At 37.4% G+C, this 16885-nt stretch carries 16 protein-coding genes and 1 tRNA gene; 10 read left to right on the top strand and 7 right to left on the bottom strand.

Translation table 11 applies throughout. From position 1 onward, the window contains the following. Positions 1-101: 101 nt before the first annotated feature. The gene (locus P176_RS0115250) at positions 102-1280 is read left to right on the top strand and encodes an AIR synthase related protein (RefSeq protein ID WP_026755521.1); all 1179 of its coding nucleotides are present in this window, start codon (positions 102-104) and stop codon (positions 1278-1280) included. A gap of 33 nt (positions 1281-1313) precedes the next feature. Further along, positions 1314-2264 (top strand): DUF3078 domain-containing protein, encoded by a 951-nt coding sequence (locus tag P176_RS0115245; RefSeq protein WP_026755520.1) that lies wholly within the window; start codon positions 1314-1316, stop codon positions 2262-2264. Here the strand turns inward: P176_RS0115245 and P176_RS0115240 are convergent. Then, entirely contained in the window at positions 2261-2551 is a 291-nt protein-coding gene (locus P176_RS0115240) for a hypothetical protein (RefSeq protein WP_026755519.1), read from the bottom strand. The genes P176_RS0115245 and P176_RS0115240 overlap by 4 nt on opposite strands. A gap of 112 nt (positions 2552-2663) precedes the next feature. On the opposite strand from P176_RS0115240, the gene prfA reads away from it, so the two are divergent. From prfA to P176_RS19605, 4 genes are read left to right on the top strand one after another with little or no spacing between them, the layout of a single operon-like run. Then, complete coding sequence (gene prfA, locus P176_RS0115235) at positions 2664-3740, top strand: peptide chain release factor 1 (protein WP_026755518.1); 1077 nt, start codon at positions 2664-2666, stop codon at positions 3738-3740. Positions 3741-3768: 28 nt separating this feature from the next. Then, positions 3769-4590, top strand: a complete 822-nt coding sequence (folP, locus tag P176_RS0115230) for a dihydropteroate synthase (RefSeq protein WP_026755517.1) — start codon at positions 3769-3771, stop codon at positions 4588-4590. 47 nt (positions 4591-4637) lie between these two features. Beyond that, complete coding sequence (gene cdaA, locus P176_RS0115225; protein ID WP_026755516.1) at positions 4638-5420, top strand: diadenylate cyclase CdaA; 783 nt, start codon at positions 4638-4640, stop codon at positions 5418-5420. A gap of 6 nt (positions 5421-5426) precedes the next feature. Beyond that, a complete protein-coding gene (locus P176_RS19605) occupies positions 5427-6230 on the top strand; it encodes a DUF3667 domain-containing protein (protein ID WP_081820732.1) in 804 nt (267 codons plus the stop codon). On the opposite strand, the gene P176_RS0115215 is transcribed toward P176_RS19605, so the two are convergent. Next, positions 6227-7993 carry an ABC transporter ATP-binding protein gene (locus P176_RS0115215; protein WP_026755515.1) on the bottom strand — a complete coding sequence of 589 codons (1767 nt, stop codon included), beginning with the start codon at positions 7991-7993 and terminating at the stop codon, positions 6227-6229. The two genes, P176_RS19605 and P176_RS0115215, sit on opposite strands and share 4 nt — an antisense overlap. Positions 7994-7999: 6 nt before the next feature. Continuing rightward, complete coding sequence (gene truA / locus P176_RS0115210; RefSeq protein WP_051605521.1) at positions 8000-8743, bottom strand: tRNA pseudouridine(38-40) synthase TruA; 744 nt, start codon at positions 8741-8743, stop codon at positions 8000-8002. 105 nt (positions 8744-8848) lie between these two features. Between truA and P176_RS0115205 the strand changes: the two genes are divergently transcribed. Continuing rightward, positions 8849-9340: a metallophosphoesterase gene (locus P176_RS0115205; RefSeq protein WP_026755513.1), complete on the top strand. Its 492-nt coding sequence runs from the start codon at positions 8849-8851 to the stop codon at positions 9338-9340. A gap of 168 nt (positions 9341-9508) precedes the next feature. Here the strand turns inward: P176_RS0115205 and P176_RS0115200 are convergent, their stop codons facing one another. Then, positions 9509-9919 (bottom strand): DUF4293 domain-containing protein, encoded by a 411-nt coding sequence (locus tag P176_RS0115200; protein ID WP_026755512.1) that lies wholly within the window; start codon positions 9917-9919, stop codon positions 9509-9511. Positions 9920-10141: 222 nt separating this feature from the next. On the opposite strand from P176_RS0115200, the gene rho reads away from it, so the two are divergent. Beyond that, positions 10142-11878: a transcription termination factor Rho gene (rho, locus tag P176_RS0115195; protein WP_026755511.1), complete on the top strand. Its 1737-nt coding sequence runs from the start codon at positions 10142-10144 to the stop codon at positions 11876-11878. Between the two features lie 285 nt (positions 11879-12163). Here rho and rpsT read toward each other — a convergent pair whose 3' ends face one another. The 3 genes from rpsT to proS form a co-directional block, all read right to left on the bottom strand. Continuing rightward, positions 12164-12418, bottom strand: a complete 255-nt coding sequence (gene rpsT / locus P176_RS0115190) for a 30S ribosomal protein S20 (RefSeq protein WP_026755510.1) — start codon at positions 12416-12418, stop codon at positions 12164-12166. A gap of 24 nt (positions 12419-12442) precedes the next feature. After that, positions 12443-12514, bottom strand: a tRNA-Glu gene (locus P176_RS0115185). 146 nt (positions 12515-12660) lie between these two features. Then, positions 12661-14139 (bottom strand): proline--tRNA ligase, encoded by a 1479-nt coding sequence (proS, locus tag P176_RS0115180; protein WP_026755509.1) that lies wholly within the window; start codon positions 14137-14139, stop codon positions 12661-12663. Between the two features lie 102 nt (positions 14140-14241). Here proS and P176_RS20100 point away from each other — a divergent pair, with 102 nt between their 5' ends. Beyond that, entirely contained in the window at positions 14242-15228 is a 987-nt protein-coding gene (locus tag P176_RS20100; RefSeq protein ID WP_026755508.1) for a hypothetical protein, read from the top strand. A gap of 34 nt (positions 15229-15262) precedes the next feature. After that, positions 15263-16780, top strand: coding sequence for an OmpP1/FadL family transporter (locus tag P176_RS0115170; RefSeq protein ID WP_026755507.1), 1518 nt, complete (start codon positions 15263-15265; stop codon positions 16778-16780). The last annotated feature ends 105 nt before the right edge of the window (positions 16781-16885 follow it).

Below are 16885 nucleotides of genomic sequence, written 5' to 3'. Positions count from 1 at the left end.
GTTCTGATTGTCAAATCTGCAACGCAAAATCGAGAAATGAGCAGCATCTGTTCTACTTAAATATCAATACTATTGTTATTTTTGTGGCTTAATTTCCAATCATGAGTAAAGACATCAGCAAAAGATATGCCCAAAGAGGGGTTTCGGCCTCTAAAGAAGATGTGCACAATGCCATTAAAAATATCGACAAAGGACTTTTCCCGAAGGGATTTTGCAAAATTGTGCCTGATTATTTGACTAATGATGATGATTATTGTTTAATCATGCACGCTGACGGCGCAGGTACAAAATCCTCTCTTGCTTACATGTATTGGAAAGAAACAGGAGACTTATCGGTTTGGAAAGGCATTGCCCAAGATGCATTGATCATGAACATTGACGACCTCATTTGCGTTGGTGCCACAGATCATATCCTATTATCCTCAACCATTGGAAGAAACAAAAACCTGATTCCTGGAAAAGTAATCTCTGCCATTATTAATGGTACAGAAACCTTGATCAACGATCTCAAATCCCACGGCGTGACCATTCATTCCACAGGAGGAGAAACCGCTGACGTTGGTGATTTGGTGCGCACCATTATTGTAGACTCTACCGTAACCGCACGATTAAAAAGAAAAGACGTTATTGATAACGCCAATATTGCATCTGGAGATGTTATTGTAGGCTTAGCAAGCTTCGGGCAGGCCACTTACGAAACCGAATATAATGGCGGCATGGGCAGTAACGGACTCACCTCTGCGAGACATGATGTGTTTCATAAGTATTTAGCCGAAAAATATCCTGAAAGTTTTGATGCGGCCGTTCCTGAAGATTTGGTCTATTCTGGACAAACAAAATTAAAAGACACGGTTGACGGTTCTCCCATTGATGCCGGTAAACTGGTGCTCTCTCCTACCCGAACTTATGCGCCAATTATTAAGGCCATTCTTTCAGAATATAATTCAGAAGATATTCATGGTATGGTACATTGCTCGGGCGGTGCACAGACCAAAATTCTTCACTTTATAGACCGTTTACATATTGTCAAAGATAATATGTTCGAAATCCCGCCGTTATTTAAACTAATTCAAGACCAATCTAAAACGGACTGGAAAGAAATGTACCAAGTTTTTAATTGCGGCCATCGTATGGAATTGTATGTTAACCCTCAAGTTGCAGAAGCCATTATTAGCATTTCAAAATCCTTTAACGTGGACGCCAAGATTATTGGACATGTTGCTCCTTCCGAAGAAAAGAAATTAACAATTAAAAGTGAATTTGGCATTTTTGAATACTAGTGCCAATTGATTTTCCCTAAACTTTAAACACCAATGAGACTAGCTGTATGCATCGCGATGATGCTGACATTTCAATGTTTTTATTCTCAAGCCGACTCTACAACAACCAAAAGAAAACTATTCAATTGGACCCAAACCAACAAAGCTGGTCTAGACATTAGTGAAGTGACTTTTGTAAATTGGAATGCCGGTGGTAGCAATTCAATTTCGGCGTTGCTCACCATGATTTCCAGTCTTGACTATAGTGACAGCTATTATAAGTGGAAAAATAGTGCCCGCATGCGCTATGGGATTAATAAGCAAGAAGAACAAAAGTTAAGGAAAACTGAAGATGAGCTCGAACTGATCTCTACCATAGGTTATAGAAAAGATACCATAACCAATTGGTACTACTCTGGTCGTTTCAATTTTAAAACGCAATTTACAGACGGTTTTCAATATCCCAACCGAGATGTCCCCATTTCTAGATTAATGGCGCCAGGCTATTTGTTTTTAGGAGGTGGTGCTGAATATGGTAAAAATCTTGAGAAGTTCTCAGTTTATATGTCTCCTTTAACCTTTAAAGCCACTTTTGTTTTAGATGAAACCTTAGCAAATGCCGGTTCGTTTGGTGTGGAGCCAGCAGTTTTAGATGAAGAGGGAAATGTTATCATAAAAGGCGAAAATGTAAGGACCGAAATGGGAATCCTCATAACCAACTTCTACGAAAAAGAAGTCTTTGAGAACATTGCAATAAGACACAACCTCAGCCTTTACACAGATTACCTTAAAGATTTTGGTAATATTGATATTGACTGGGAACTGGTTTTTAACTTTAAGGTAAACAATTATGTAAAGGCCACCCTAGGCTCTCATATTCGTTATGACAATGACATTAAAATCTTAGAGGAAAGCAACGATGAGACAGAAACCGAACTTGTTGAGAAAGGTGCTAAAGTGCAATGGAAACAACTTCTAGGAGTTGGTGTGGTTGTTGATTTTTAGATAAACCCCTTAACCGCCATAAAAAAGGAGATCGTTAATAGGGAGTCGAAAATAAAAAGCGTCATAAAAAACTTAATGTTAGACACGCCGCTAATTTTATAAAAGCCCAAACGCTGCCTTACTTTTCTATCACTCAACATCAACCACAACAAGAACACCAAAAACAGTTTGATCGATACGGCCCAAACAAGATTTGGCCGAATGGCCATAATCACCAAGGTGATCATAAAAGAATAGACGCCCAGAGGTCTGTAGTAGTTGAATATGGATCTTATTTGCCTTCGCATAAAAAAGATAACGTACAACAGTGCCAAATTATTTTTGTTGGATGGTGCTATTTTCAATGCCAAGCAAATCCATAAATTATCGTATTTTTGAATCCAATATTTTAGAAGATAGATGTTAGAGAAACTCCAAATAGTGAAACAAAGATTTGATGAAGTCAGTGACCTCATCATACAACCCGATATTATTACAGATCAAAAGCGCTATGTATCCCTTAATAAGGAATATAAAGACTTAAGATTACTCATGGACAAACGTGAGGAATACATTGAACTTACAGACAACCTAAAGGAAGCTGAAAGTATTATTTCTGAGGGTGGTGATCCTGAGATGGTAGAAATGGCCAAAATGCAATACGACGAGGCTAAAGCAGGAATCCCTGTCTTGGAAGATGCAATTCGCTTTTTGTTGATTCCTAAAGATCCTGAAGATTCTAAAAATGCAGTGGTCGAGCTACGTGCAGGAACAGGAGGCGATGAAGCCAGTATTTTTGCCGGAGATTTGTATAGAATGTATACCAAATACTGTGAAAGTAGAGGCTGGAAAGTGGATACTGTAGATTATAGCGAAGGCACCAACGGTGGCTTTAAAGAGATTCAGTTTGAAGTTACTGGAGAAGACGTCTATGGCACCCTCAAGTTTGAAGCCGGTGTACACCGTGTACAACGGGTACCACAAACCGAAACCCAAGGCCGTGTGCATACCAGTGCAGCAACCTGTATGGTGTTTCCTGAGGCTGAAGAATTTGATATTGAAGTAGATCCTAAAGATGTTCGTGTAGATTATTTCTGCTCCTCTGGACCAGGCGGGCAATCTGTAAACACCACCTACTCTGCAGTACGATTAACGCATGAGCCTACAGGTTTGGTAGCGCAATGTCAAGATCAAAAATCTCAACATAAAAACAAGGAAAAGGCTTTTAAAGTACTTCGTTCTCGACTTTACGATCTAGAATTGGCCAAAAAACAAGAAGAAGATGCAGCCAAACGTGGTAGTATGGTATCTTCTGGAGATAGAAGTGCCAAGATTAGAACTTATAACTATTCTCAAGGCCGAGTGACCGATCATAGAATTGGGCTAACCTTATATGATTTGCAAAATATCGTTAATGGAGATATCCAAAAAATCCTTAACGAGCTGATGCTTGCCGAAAACACAGAGAAACTTAAGGCCAGCGACGAGTATCTATAAATTCATACTTCGGAAATATTAAGTTAAAATGACCATCAATTGTAAAGGACAACTCATCAATTTGAGCGCACCAAAGGTGATGGGCATTTTAAATCTTACGCCAGATTCGTTTTACGATGGTGGCCGCTATAACAATCAAGATGAAATCCTACAGCAAACAGAGAAAATGCTGCACGATGGCGCTACCTTTATAGATGTGGGTGCCTATAGTTCAAGACCGGGAGCTGCTCATGTTTCAGAAACAGAAGAATTAGAGAGAATACTTCCGGTTCTCCACATGTTGCTCGAGAGCTTTCCTGAGATTTTGATTTCTATTGATACCTTCCGAAGTCAAGTTGCAAAAGCTTGTATCAATGCAGGAGCGTGCATGATCAATGATATTTCTGCAGGTCATCTGGATAAAGCCATGCTCAACACCATTGCGCAATTAAATGTGCCGTATATCATGATGCACAGTCGTGGTACACCTCAAACCATGCAACAGCTTACAGATTACGAAGATTTGGTAAAAGACATCCTTTTCTATTTTTCTGAACGTATAGCAAAAGCCCGTAAGTTAGGTTTGGTTGATTTGATCATAGATCCGGGATTTGGATTTGCAAAAACCATCCCACAAAATTTTGAACTCCTCCATAAACTAGAGCTTTTACATATGGCAGAACTCCCTATTTTAATAGGGCTCTCTAGAAAATCGATGATTTATAAAACCTTAAATACCACTTCGGAAAAAGCGCTTAACGGAACAACCGCCCTTAATATGATGGCGCTACATAAAGGAGCGCATATTTTAAGGGTTCATGATGTTAAAGAAGCCATGGAGTGTATTAATCTTAGCTCTGCCCTCAATTAATTTTAGAATGCTGTTTATTTTGCTAAATTTACGAAAACAGTATTATCTTGGATAAATTCAAATTTTGGGATTTCGGCATCATCGATTTTATTGATGTTTTTTTAGTCGCCATCCTACTCTACTATATTTACAAACTCGTTAAAGGCACTGTTGCCATTAATATTTTTATTGGGATTATTGTGGTCTATCTCGTGTGGCGACTTACGGATTTTCTCAATATGTTTATGCTTCACCGTGTTTTTGACGGATTCATCAACGTGGGAATTATTGCCCTAATTGTTGTTTTTCAACCTGAAATAAGAAAATTTCTGCTCATGCTGGGCTCAACAAATTTGAGTGGTCGCGGTAAAATTTTTAGTAAACTTCGATTCCTAAAAACAGAGAGTAAAAGCGAGAATGATATCATTGCCATTATTTCGGCCTGCGATAAAATGTCGGAAAGTAGAACAGGAGCGCTTATTGTATTGGAACGAAATAACAGTTTAGATTTTTTGACCAATACGGGAGACGAGATGAACATCAAGGTAACACAACCCATTATTGAAAGTATCTTTTTTAAAAATAGTCCGCTTCACGATGGCGCCATCATCATAGAAAATAATGTGGTTAAGGCTACACGGGTTATTTTACCCGTGAGTAATGAGCGTAACATCCCACAGCGTTTTGGGCTAAGACACCGAGCTGCCATTGGTATTACTGAAAAAACAGATGCTGTGGCATTGGTGGTTAGCGAAGAAACGGGACAGATCTCTTATCTTAAAAGCGGTGAATTTGTTATGTTTGACGACATTCAAGAATTAACCTCAATACTTGACGAGGACTTATCTTAATAGGTGATGCATTGTAAAAACTGCCATAGCCAACTACCTTCTAACAGTGACTACTGCAACCTTTGTGGTGGGAAAGTGATAAGAAACCGACTAACTTTTAAAAATCTTTTTGAACATTTTACCGAAACCTTTTTCAACTACGATAATAAATTGTTGCGCACATTTATTGACATGTTCAAAAAGCCAGAAGTTGTAATTGACACTTACGTTCAAGGTGTGAGAAAACGGTATGTCAATCCTGTGAGTTTCTTCGGTATTATTTTAACTATAAACGGATTAAACATTTTTATAATAAGTAAATTCTTTAAAAAATATCTTGATGCATCTCAAATGATGGGAAATATCGCTTCTGCTGAAAATGAAGCTACGAGAAAAATCATGTCAATCACATCAGATTTTTCTTTAGAATATGGTTCTCTCTTTTTTTCGCTACTTATACCGCTTGCTGCATTAGTTGGCTTGATCGTTTTTTACAATAAGAAATATAATTATACCGAGCATGTAATACTGTATCTCTATAGCATGTCTGTGTACTCTATACTCTCAGTGGTTTTTGGCCTTCTTGTTTTATTGACCTTACCAAATAAGTATATGTCTTTCGCTATTGTGATGTACATTTTCATTTTTGTTTACCACTGTTATATCTTTAAGCGCTTATTCAATTTAAGCATAAAACAGCTTATCCTAAAAATTTTACTATTTTCAGTAGTGTTCTTTTTCTTTTACATCGGTATTTCAATACTTGTCACAATACTGCTGTTTCTCACAGGTACTTTGAATTTAGAGGATTTTGTTCCGAAGAAAAACTAAACCGCCTCTGCTCTCAAAAATTGAACTTCGTAAAGATTCCGATAATACCCATTTTCTACTTGAAGCAGCTCTTTATGAGATCCTCTCTCTACAATTTGACCAGCATCCATAACTAGAATTTGATCGGCCTGCTGTACTGTTGCCAAACGATGCGCAATAACGATAGACGTTCTGCCTTTGGTAATCTTATCTGTAGCATCTTGAATCAACTGTTCAGAATAGGAATCTACAGAAGATGTAGCCTCATCCAAAATTAAAATGCTAGGATTGGTTACGTAAGCTCTTAAAAAGGAAATCAATTGACGCTGTCCAGAAGACAACATTACCCCACGCTCTTTGACGTTATAATGATATCCATTGGGCAAGCTCATAATAAAATCATGAATGCCAATGTCTTTAGCAGCCTGCATGACATCCGCTTCAGAAATGCGCTCATCTTTAAGCGTGATATTATTTAAGATGGTATCTGCAAATAAAAACACATCCTGCAACACTACTGCGATTTGCGCTCTTAGAGATTTTAAGGTCATACTTTTAATATCGGTCCCGTCAATATATATGGTCCCTTTTTGGATATCATAAAACCGGTTCAGTAAATTGATAATGGTCGATTTACCTGCTCCAGTAGAGCCAACAATAGCAATGGTTTGGCCGGCCTCTACTTCTAACGAAATCCCTTTCAGCACTTCTTCATCGTCCACATAAGAAAAATACACATCATTAAACTTAATATCTCCCTTAAACTCTGAAGCCTCTACAGTCCCAACATCATCAATTTGAGATGTGGTATCCAAAACCTTAAAAACACGGTCTGCTGCAACCATACCCATTTGTAAGGTATTGAACTTATTGGCAATTTGATTTAAAGGCCTAAACAACATCGGTACAAACATGATAAATGCAAACAAGTCTCCCTCTGTTGCAGTATTACCTACAAACACCATTAATCCACCAACCCAGATGATGGTTCCTAAGGTAATAGATGATAACAAATCGGCAATTGGAAAAAACACAGAGTTGTACCAAACGGTTTTTAACCAGCCCTTCTTGTGACGCTCATTAATGGCCTTAAATTTCTTTAATTCGGTAGCTTCTCTTGTAAATAATTGCAAGATTTTCATTCCCGTTATACGTTCTTGAACAAAAGAATTGAGATTGGACACTTCATTTCTTACTTCCTCAAAAGCACGTTTCATGTACTTCTGAAAAATCTTGGTAGCAAAGAGCACAATTGGCATGGTCACAAATGCAATCATACTCAGTTTCCAATTGATATAAAACATCACACCACCAACAACCAACATTTTGAGAACGTCACTAAAAATCATAAACAAACCTTGACCAAAGATGTCTGCAATACGTTCCATATCTGTCACTGTTCTTGTAATTAGCACACCTACCGAAGAGGAGTCATAATATTTCATTCGAAATCTCAAGACATGGTTATATAATTTAACACGAATATCCTTTACTACAGATTGCCCTAACACACTAGCAAAGTATATAAACAGCAACTGACTCACGACTTCCAATACAAGAAGTGCTATCATGACAATGATCAAAAGCATAAAGCCGTCATAGGCTTTAATTGCCACATGTTGATCGATAGCCCTCTGCAATACTAATGGCCGTAATGCGCCAAAAGCAGCAAGACCTATCACACAGATTAAAGATCCTACAAAAATAGATTTGTAAGGATGAATGTATTGTAGCAACCTTTTAAACAAGGTTAGGTCAAACGCTTTTTTCTTTTGTTTCTCCATGTGTATTTAATCTCGTTTTATGGAATCGGGATATCTTATATCTGTTAAGTACAGACCGTGTGCTGGTACAGAAAACCCTGCCTCGCTCCTATCTTTTGACGTAATAATTTTATGCAAATCCTCAACATTTAATTTACCGACGCCTATTTCAATAAGCGTTCCTACAATTGCTCTAACCATATTTCGTAAAAAACGATCGGCTGTGATCTGAAAATGAAGCTCATGATCCTTCACGTACCACTGTGCTTCCATAATTTTACAATGATACGTTTTTACATCTGTATTTGACTTTGAAAAACATTGAAAATCCTTATACTGAAATAGGATTTTACAGGCTTCATTCATACGATTTATATTCAAATCTTTATGAAATGAAAATGCAAAGTGCGTATTAAACACATTTTTACGAACCGAAATCTTATAGATATAACTTCGGCTTTGTGCATTGAAGCGCGCGTGGGCATCTTCTTTTACCTCAAAGAGATCGTGAACAGCAATATCCACTGGCAATAATGAATTCAGTTTAAAAACCAGTGCTTCTGGCAATTGACGGTCAACATCAAAATGGGCAAACATTTGCGACGCGTGAACTCCGGCATCTGTTCTACCTGCTCCAAAAACAACTATCGTTTCTTGTAAAATAGTCGATAAACTTTCTTCTAAGACCTGTTGTACAGAGATTGCATTGGGTTGTCTTTGCCAACCGTGATAAGCACTTCCGTTATAGGATAATTCGATAAAAAATCTCAATGTAATCCGTTACTTTTGTAAGCTGTAAAGATAACTAGAAATCCCTTTTAAAACCGCAGCAGTTTTAAAAACCAATCGTTTCAATTTAACTTCTAAAACAACACCTTGAAAAAAATTCTCTTACTTTCTGATACGCACAGTTATATTGATGAAGTCATTTTAAAATATGTGAAGCAAGCCGACGAAGTATGGCATGCTGGAGACATTGGAGATTTAAAGGTAACAGATGCCATTAAGGCTTTAAAACCGCTAAGAGCGGTATACGGAAATATTGATGGCACAACGGCAAGAGCAGAATTTTCTGAGAACAGCAGGTTTCTATGCGAGGATGTGGAGGTGTTTATAACGCATATTGGAGGCTATCCACCAAAATACAATATGAGAACGCGAGATCTCATTAAAGCACATCCACCGCGACTATTTATTTGCGGCCATTCACATATCTTGAAAGTGATGCCAGATAAACGCTACAACTTGATCCACATGAATCCTGGAGCCATAGGAACTCATGGTTTTCATAAAGTGAGAACTATGATCAGGTTTACGATTGATGGTAAAAAAATTGAGAATTTAGAAGTTATAGAGTTTCCGAAGTAGTTGTTCTTAAAGCATCAATCTGGTATTCATTTTAACTATATCAAGAGTAAGATGCACTTCATCTATAGTTGGACATATGCTTCGCTTTTAAAATTTCAGAAAAAACCCAAAAAAAAACCCGGGATCTTCACCCCGGGTTCACGCACTAAAATAATTAAGATTATAGGTTCATCGTAATCGATCCACAGATTTTACAAGATCTTCATCCTTTTTTATGGCCTTGTTGGCCAAAACCAACAACACGATAGATAAAATAGGAATAAAAATCCCAACACCTTTCTCCGAGATATCACTCTCTCCAGGTGGCATTAGCAGTTGATAAACAAATATGCCTAACAAAATAAAGTTTAATATGATATTAAGACGTCCCAATACAAATTGAAACTTCCTTTTTTTATAATTAAAAATTGAAATTATGGATAGCAATGCAGAACCTAGAAATAAACCTAAATACAGCATGTCATCCATAGCATAAACGGCAACCTCCTTACTATTGGTCCATAGATGGAAAACGAAAATCAAGCCAGCAGATGCCACTGCCGCCAATAATAAATAAACCGTTTGTATGCGTTGAATCATTCTAATCTCCTTAATGGAGGGACAAAATTAATAGTTTCTTTTTGAAATTGACTTCAAAAATTAAAATAAAATCGTATTATTGCAGTAACAGAACTGTTATCAACAGCATAACAGATTGTTAATCTTCAGATTTATTTCAAATTTTTCCCACAAATTTTAGGTTCCAGAAAAGTTAAGAAACAAATCCATTTCAAAGAATAAACTTAATTAGTAATTACATACATGTTCGAAATTTCCGAATTAAAAGCAAAAAAGCTTCCTGAACTTCAAGGCATAGCTCAAAAACTAAATGTGCCTAAGTACCGCACAATGAAAAAATTGGACTTGGTATATCAAATATTAGATCTCCAAGCGGCCAATCCTGATAAAGTCAAAAGTGAAGTTATTGAAGCGGATAGTCCCAAAGAAACTGCGTCTACAGACACTGCTTCTAAAAGCAATGATGATAGCAAAAAACCAGCTCCGCAGAAAAAACCAAGACAGGCGAAACCAAGAACTCAGCCCAAGAAAGAAGATAAGACTTCTCAGCAAAAAACGGAGCCAACCGATAAAGATGGAAATAATAACGGACCAAGCAAAGCTAGTCCAGAGGAGAAAAAGGACACCAGATCAAATCATCCAAAATCTTCGAACAGCTCCAACAATCAAGATAAAAGGACTTCTAATCAAAACGATAATAAGTCTAAGCCAAATCCGCGCCCGAAGAATTCTAACGATAACAAAGGAAATTCTCGCTCAAAGGATGGCAATACCAACTCTAACAGCAGCAATAATAACAACAATAACCATAAAAATAACGGCAATAAGGATACCCGAAACCGTTATAGAGAACCTGATTTTGAATTTGATGCCATCATCCAAAGCGAAGGTGTTTTAGACATTATGCAAGATGGTTATGGCTTTTTAAGATCTTCTGATTACAATTACCTATCCTCTCCTGATGATATTTATGTATCACAATCCCAAATACGTTTATTCGGTTTAAAAACCGGAGACACTGTTTTAGGTCATGTGCGTCCTCCAAAAGAAGGAGAAAAATATTTCCCGTTAATTCGTGTGAGTAAAATTAATGGTCAAAAACCTGAAGTGGTTAGGGATCGTGTTTCTTTTGAACATTTGACACCTTTGTTTCCACAGGAAAAATTCAATATCGCTGAAAAGCAAAGTACCATTTCAACACGTATCATGGATTTGTTCTCTCCTATTGGAAAAGGACAACGTGGTATGATTGTGTCTCAACCAAAAACGGGTAAGACCATGTTATTAAAAGATGTGGCCAATGCTATTGCAGCAAATCATCCTGAAGTCTATCAAATGATTTTATTGATAGATGAACGCCCTGAAGAGGTCACAGATATGCAACGTAATGTAAGAGGTGAAGTTATTGCCTCTACCTTTGATAAAGAGGCACACGAGCATGTTAAAATTGCTAATATCGTATTGGAAAAAGCAAAACGTTTAGTAGAATGTGGTCATGATGTTGTGATTCTTTTGGATTCTATCACACGTTTGGCCCGAGCTTATAACACCGTACAACCTGCTTCTGGTAAAATTTTAAGTGGTGGTGTTGATGCCAACGCACTGCACAAACCAAAACGATTTTTTGGTGCCGCTCGTAACATTGAGAACGGTGGATCTTTAACCATCATTGCAACAGCACTTACAGAAACTGGTTCTAAAATGGACGAAGTGATCTTTGAAGAGTTTAAAGGTACAGGAAACATGGAACTACAATTGGATCGTAAAATATCGAACCGAAGAATTTTCCCTGCTATTGATTTGACCTCTTCAAGTACAAGAAGAGATGATATTTTACTTGACGAGACCACCATTCAAAGAATGTGGGTGATGCGTAAATACTTAGCAGACATGAATCCAGTAGAAGCTATGGAATTCATTAATGATCGCTTTAAGCAAACAAAAAACAACGAAGAGTTCTTAATATCCATGAATGGATAAAAAGCGCCTCAAAGCTTTATAAACAAGAAAGTCCTTGATATTGATATCAAGGACTTTTTTTTTGATCCAACCACATCTTAGAAGGACAACCGATGAGATTTGCAACAATGAATCCTCCCGTCTTTTAAAGAGCTACAAGCCGCTTTGATACAGTTGAACACATCTTGATATAGACAAACACTAAAACCTTATGAAACGGATTTTAAACAGCTAAGGATGCAAGCAAAAAAACCTCTCCGTTATGGAGAGGTTTTCTAATTTTTAATAAAAGAATAAGATATATCCTTATTTCAAGGTCGCAACGTGCTTAGCCAAATTTGACTTTAAGTTGGACGCCTTGTTATCATGGATAACATTTTTCTTAGCTAACTTATCAATCATAGATACTACCTGAGGTAAAAATTCATTTGCCTCTTTAGCAGATTCCATATCGCGTAACTTTTTGATAGCCCCACGAGTAGTCTTGTGCTGGTATCTGTTGGTTAAGCGCTTAGCTTCGTTGCTTCTAATTCTTTTTAATGCTGACTTGTGATTTGCCATTATTGTTTTTCTAATTAAATATTGTAGCCCGTAGGGGAATCGAACCCCTCTTACCAGGATGAAAACCTGGCGTCCTAGCCGATAGACGAACGGGCCATTTGTTAGTAATATAATTCTGAAAGTTTCGTTTTAAATAACTCTATTTTCAGATTTCAAATGAACTAGCAATTCCTCATTGCGGATGCAAAAATACAACTATTTTTAAATGTTGCAATAGTTAGCTAATTTTTTTTTTAAAAAATTTAATAAGCTTTTGCAAAAAGCACTCGCTGAGTCGATGGCTTCCCACTGTAAACACAGATACCATCTTCCTTTTTATTGTCCATAGGGATGCATCTAATCGTTGCTTTTGTCAATTCCTTAATCTCTTTTTCAGTCTCTACAGTACCATCCCAATGCGCAGATACAAACCCTGTTTTTGTGTTTAAAACCGCTTTGAATTCCTCAAAATCATTCACTTCAGTGATATGTTCATCTCTAAAGGACAAGGCTTTTGAGAAAAGTTCATCTTGAATGGTCTTCAATAAGGCTTCCACGTTCTGCTCTAACCCTTCAAAGGAAACAATTTCCTTAGAAAGCGTATCTCGCCTCGCTAGCTCCACTGTATTATTTTCAAGGTCTTTTGGTCCAATCGCTATTCGCAAAGGCACTCCTTGAAGCTCGTGCTGTGCAAATTTAGCTCCGGGACGGTGTGTTGTTCTACCATCAAACTTACAGCTTACCCCCAAAACCTTAAGGGCGCTGATTATAGAATTGGCTTTTTCGGTAATAGTCGCCAATTGCTCGTCATTTTTATATATAGGTACAATCACCACTTGAGAAGGCGCCAAATTTGGAGGTAATACCAGACCCTTATCATCACTATGCGTCATGATTAAAGCGCCCATAAGACGTGTAGACACCCCCCAAGAGGTTGCCCAAACATATTCTTGCTTGCCTTCATTGTTCGCAAACTTAACATCAAAAGCCTTGGCGAAGTTCTGACCTAAAAAATGTGATGTTCCTGCTTGTAGCGCCTTTCCGTCCTGCATTAACGCTTCAATACAATACGTTTCTACTGCACCTGCAAAACGTTCACTTTCAGATTTAAGACCTTTTATCACTGGAATAGCCATAAACTGCTCGGCAAATTCGGCATAAATACCATTCATTTGTTCTGCCTCTGCAATAGCTTCCTGTTTTGTTGCATGTGCCGTATGCCCTTCTTGCCATAAAAACTCCGCAGTTCTTAAAAATAATCTGGTACGCATTTCCCATCTTACCACGTTAGCCCATTGATTAATCAACAGCGGCAAATCTCTATAACTCTGTATCCACCCTCTATAAGTGTTCCAAATAATGGCTTCACTCGTTGGTCGCACCACAAGCTCCTCCTCTAACTTTGCTTCGGGATCAACTCTTAGCTTTCCTGGGTTATCAGGATCATTCTGTAATCGATAATGGGTTACAACAGCGCATTCCTTAGCAAAACCCTCAGCATTTTTTTCTTCAGCTTCAAAAAGACTTTTCGGTACAAATAATGGAAAATAGGCATTTTGATGCCCCGTTTCTTTGAACATTCTATCTAATTCCGCTTGCATTTTCTCCCAGATTGCATAACCATATGGCTTGATAACCATACAACCCCGTACTGCAGAATTTTCAGCGAGATCGGCCTTTACAACCAATTCATTGTACCATTTGGAATAATCTTCACTTCTACTTGTAAGGTTTTTGCTCATTGTTAAGGTTTTGGCACAAATCTTGTGACTATGTTAAATAGGAAAATAGTTCGACAAAACTAACTATTTTTGTTATGTTCAACAATAAAAAAAGAGAGAGACATGAAGATCAGAAACTACATACAGAAGAAATTTACATTTTTTATGGCACTTGGCTTCACATTTGTTTTAGCCTCTTGTGGTTCTTACCAATACGTTGGCTACTCCAATGATGGTATTTACGAAGAGGATGAAGTCGTTGTTTATGAAGAAGCAACTCCAGCCGCCACGACAGAAGTCGGCGACAATTCATATTACAAAAATTATTTTGCTGAGAAATCAAATCAGTATGAAGACATCCCTCAAGACGAGAGCGTGATTTTTACAGATATAGAATCTTATTCTAGCGATTATGACGAAACCTTAGAAGATGAAGAACAGGTAGGTTATGCTGGATGGGGAGCCGCTAATGAAAACGTTACGGTTAATGTTTATGACAACGGATGGAATAATTTTGGCTGGAATGCAGGTTTTGGTTACGGTTATGGTTGGAATAACTGGGGATGGAATAGACCTTGGGGATGGAATAACGGTTTCGGTTGGGGATGGAATAACTGGGGCTACAACGTAGGTTGGGGATATGGATACAATTCATTTTGGTGTCCGCCTGGATATTATGGTTATAACAACTACTACAGAAATAACTCACGAAGAGGATACGCCTATAATACAGGCAGAAGAGGTAACGCAAATTCTGTATTGAACAGAGGTAATACGGTTTCAAGAAGATCGTCTGCCACTAATTCTCGTAGAAATGCAACCTCAAACACTACAAGAAGACGTTTTGATTCTAACGTTACACGATCTAGATCAAGCCGCTCTTCAATACGTTCATCCTCTACTAGAAGCTCTTCTAATGTAAGAAGTAGAAGCAACCGAACGCGAGTATCTACACCTAGAAGAAGTTCTTCTCCTTCTGTGAGAAGTTCTAGATCTTCATCTAGAAGTAGTTCGCCTTCAGTAAGAAGTAGTAGAAGTAGTTCATCTCGATCATCTGGCGGAAGCTCTAGATCCTCAGGTGGTGGCTCTTCTAGACGTGGAGGCAGATAATAACAGCACAAGAGTATTTATTTAAAAAATTAGTATGAAAAAGTTAAGTTTACTATTCATAGGTATATGCGCTATGACTCATAGTTACGCTCAGGAAATTTCTGATGCTGTAAGATATTCTCAAGATGAAATTCAAGGCTCTGCTCGATTTAGAGCTATGGGTGGTGCCTTTGGAGCATTGGGAGGAGAAATGTCTGCAGTAAGTTTGAATCCTGCAGGGTCAGCTATTTTTAATAGAAGTCATGCCTCATTTTCGCTATCGAATCTCACAGTCAATAATGATGTCTCTTTTTTTGAAGGGAGAGGGTCGTCATCAGAGTCTAAATTTGATCTCAATCAAGTCGGTGCCGCGTTTGTATTCAATAATACTGATGAAAACTCACCTTGGAAAAAATTCACCTTGAGTTTTGCCTATGATAAAACGGGTAATTTTGATAACAACTGGAGTGTTCGTGGAACAAATACGCGCTCTATTGATAATTATTTTTTGTCTTATGCTGAAAATTTAAGATTAGATGAAATCTCGGCATTTGAAGATGAAACATTAGGCCAAGCTTATTCTGAAATAGGATCTTTTTATGGCTACGGAAACCAACAAGCATTTTTAGGTTATGAATCTTTTATTTTAGAGCCTGATGAAGATACAGACGCCAATACATCTTACACCTCAAATATTAGTGGTGACAGATTTAACCAAGGGTATTCTAAAGTTGAAACTGGATATAACGGAAAAATGAGCTTTAATGCAGCCACTCAATATGGAGAACATCTTTATTTTGGTCTTAACTTGAATGCACACTTTATAAGCTATGAGCGATTTTCAAATTTTACCGAATCTAATTCTAACGAAAATTCTTTAGTCACTAATGTAGATTTTGAAAATTCATTGTTTACAACAGGAAATGGTTTTTCTTTTCAATTAGGAACCATTATTAAGCTAACTAACGATTTAAGAGCTGGATTAACATATCAATCTCCAACATGGTACACCATAGCTGAAGAAACTACACAATATTTATCTACAGTAATAAGTGACGATCTGGGTACAGATAACATTGTGATAAATCCAAACATCATCAATATTTTTCCTGATTACAAATTACAAACGCCTGGCAAAATTACCGGAAGTTTAGCTTATGTCTTTGGAACTAAAGGCCTTTTAAGTTTTGACTATTCTAGAAAAGACTATTCTAACACAAAATTCAAGCCTACTTCAGATTTGTTTTTCTCAACTCAAAACAGCACGATGAATGACATACTCCAAGCTGCAAATACCTATAGAGTTGGTGGTGAATATCGTTATAAGCAAATAAGTTTTAGAGGTGGTTATCGTTTTGAAGAAAGTCCTTATGTGGACAACACGTTTTATGGAGATCTCACAGGGTATTCTTTAGGTCTTGGATATAGCTTCGGTAGCACGCGATTAGACTTGACTTACGACCGTTCGGAAAGAACGATTGACAACCAGTTATTCTCTAGGGGACTAACTAGCCCTGTAACCTTAGATAATACAAACTCTAACATTACATTATCCTTAGGATTTGATTTATAATCTGAATTTATCACTCATGCTGATAAAATAAAAAAGTGCCTAGAGATGATCTAGGCACTTTTTTTTATTGAGAAATATCTTCTTGTAAATTGTAGTAAAACGTCA

This window comes from Sediminibacter sp. Hel_I_10, assembly GCF_000688335.1.
Classification (GTDB): Bacteria; Bacteroidota; Bacteroidia; order Flavobacteriales; family Flavobacteriaceae; genus Psychroserpens.
The sequence above is the reverse complement of the archived record's forward strand: the minus strand, read 5'-3'. Positions and strand labels throughout refer to the sequence as shown.

Coding starts and splice junctions, on each gene's coding strand:
- P176_RS0115250 (WP_026755521.1), top strand. CDS start 102: ATGAGTAAAGACATCAGCAAAAGATATGCCCAAAGAGGGGTTTCGGCC.
- P176_RS0115245 (WP_026755520.1), top strand. CDS start 1,314: ATGAGACTAGCTGTATGCATCGCGATGATGCTGACATTTCAATGTTTT.
- P176_RS0115240 (WP_026755519.1), bottom strand. CDS start 2,551: ATGCGAAGGCAAATAAGATCCATATTCAACTACTACAGACCTCTGGGC.
- prfA (WP_026755518.1), top strand. CDS start 2,664: ATGTTAGAGAAACTCCAAATAGTGAAACAAAGATTTGATGAAGTCAGT.
- folP (WP_026755517.1), top strand. CDS start 3,769: ATGACCATCAATTGTAAAGGACAACTCATCAATTTGAGCGCACCAAAG.
- P176_RS19605 (WP_081820732.1), top strand. CDS start 5,427: ATGCATTGTAAAAACTGCCATAGCCAACTACCTTCTAACAGTGACTAC.
- P176_RS0115215 (WP_026755515.1), bottom strand. CDS start 7,993: ATGGAGAAACAAAAGAAAAAAGCGTTTGACCTAACCTTGTTTAAAAGG.
- P176_RS0115200 (WP_026755512.1), bottom strand. CDS start 9,919: ATGATTCAACGCATACAAACGGTTTATTTATTATTGGCGGCAGTGGCA.
- rho (WP_026755511.1), top strand. CDS start 10,142: ATGTTCGAAATTTCCGAATTAAAAGCAAAAAAGCTTCCTGAACTTCAA.
- rpsT (WP_026755510.1), bottom strand. CDS start 12,418: ATGGCAAATCACAAGTCAGCATTAAAAAGAATTAGAAGCAACGAAGCT.
- proS (WP_026755509.1), bottom strand. CDS start 14,139: ATGAGCAAAAACCTTACAAGTAGAAGTGAAGATTATTCCAAATGGTAC.
- P176_RS20100 (WP_026755508.1), top strand. CDS start 14,242: ATGAAGATCAGAAACTACATACAGAAGAAATTTACATTTTTTATGGCA.
- P176_RS0115170 (WP_026755507.1), top strand. CDS start 15,263: ATGAAAAAGTTAAGTTTACTATTCATAGGTATATGCGCTATGACTCAT.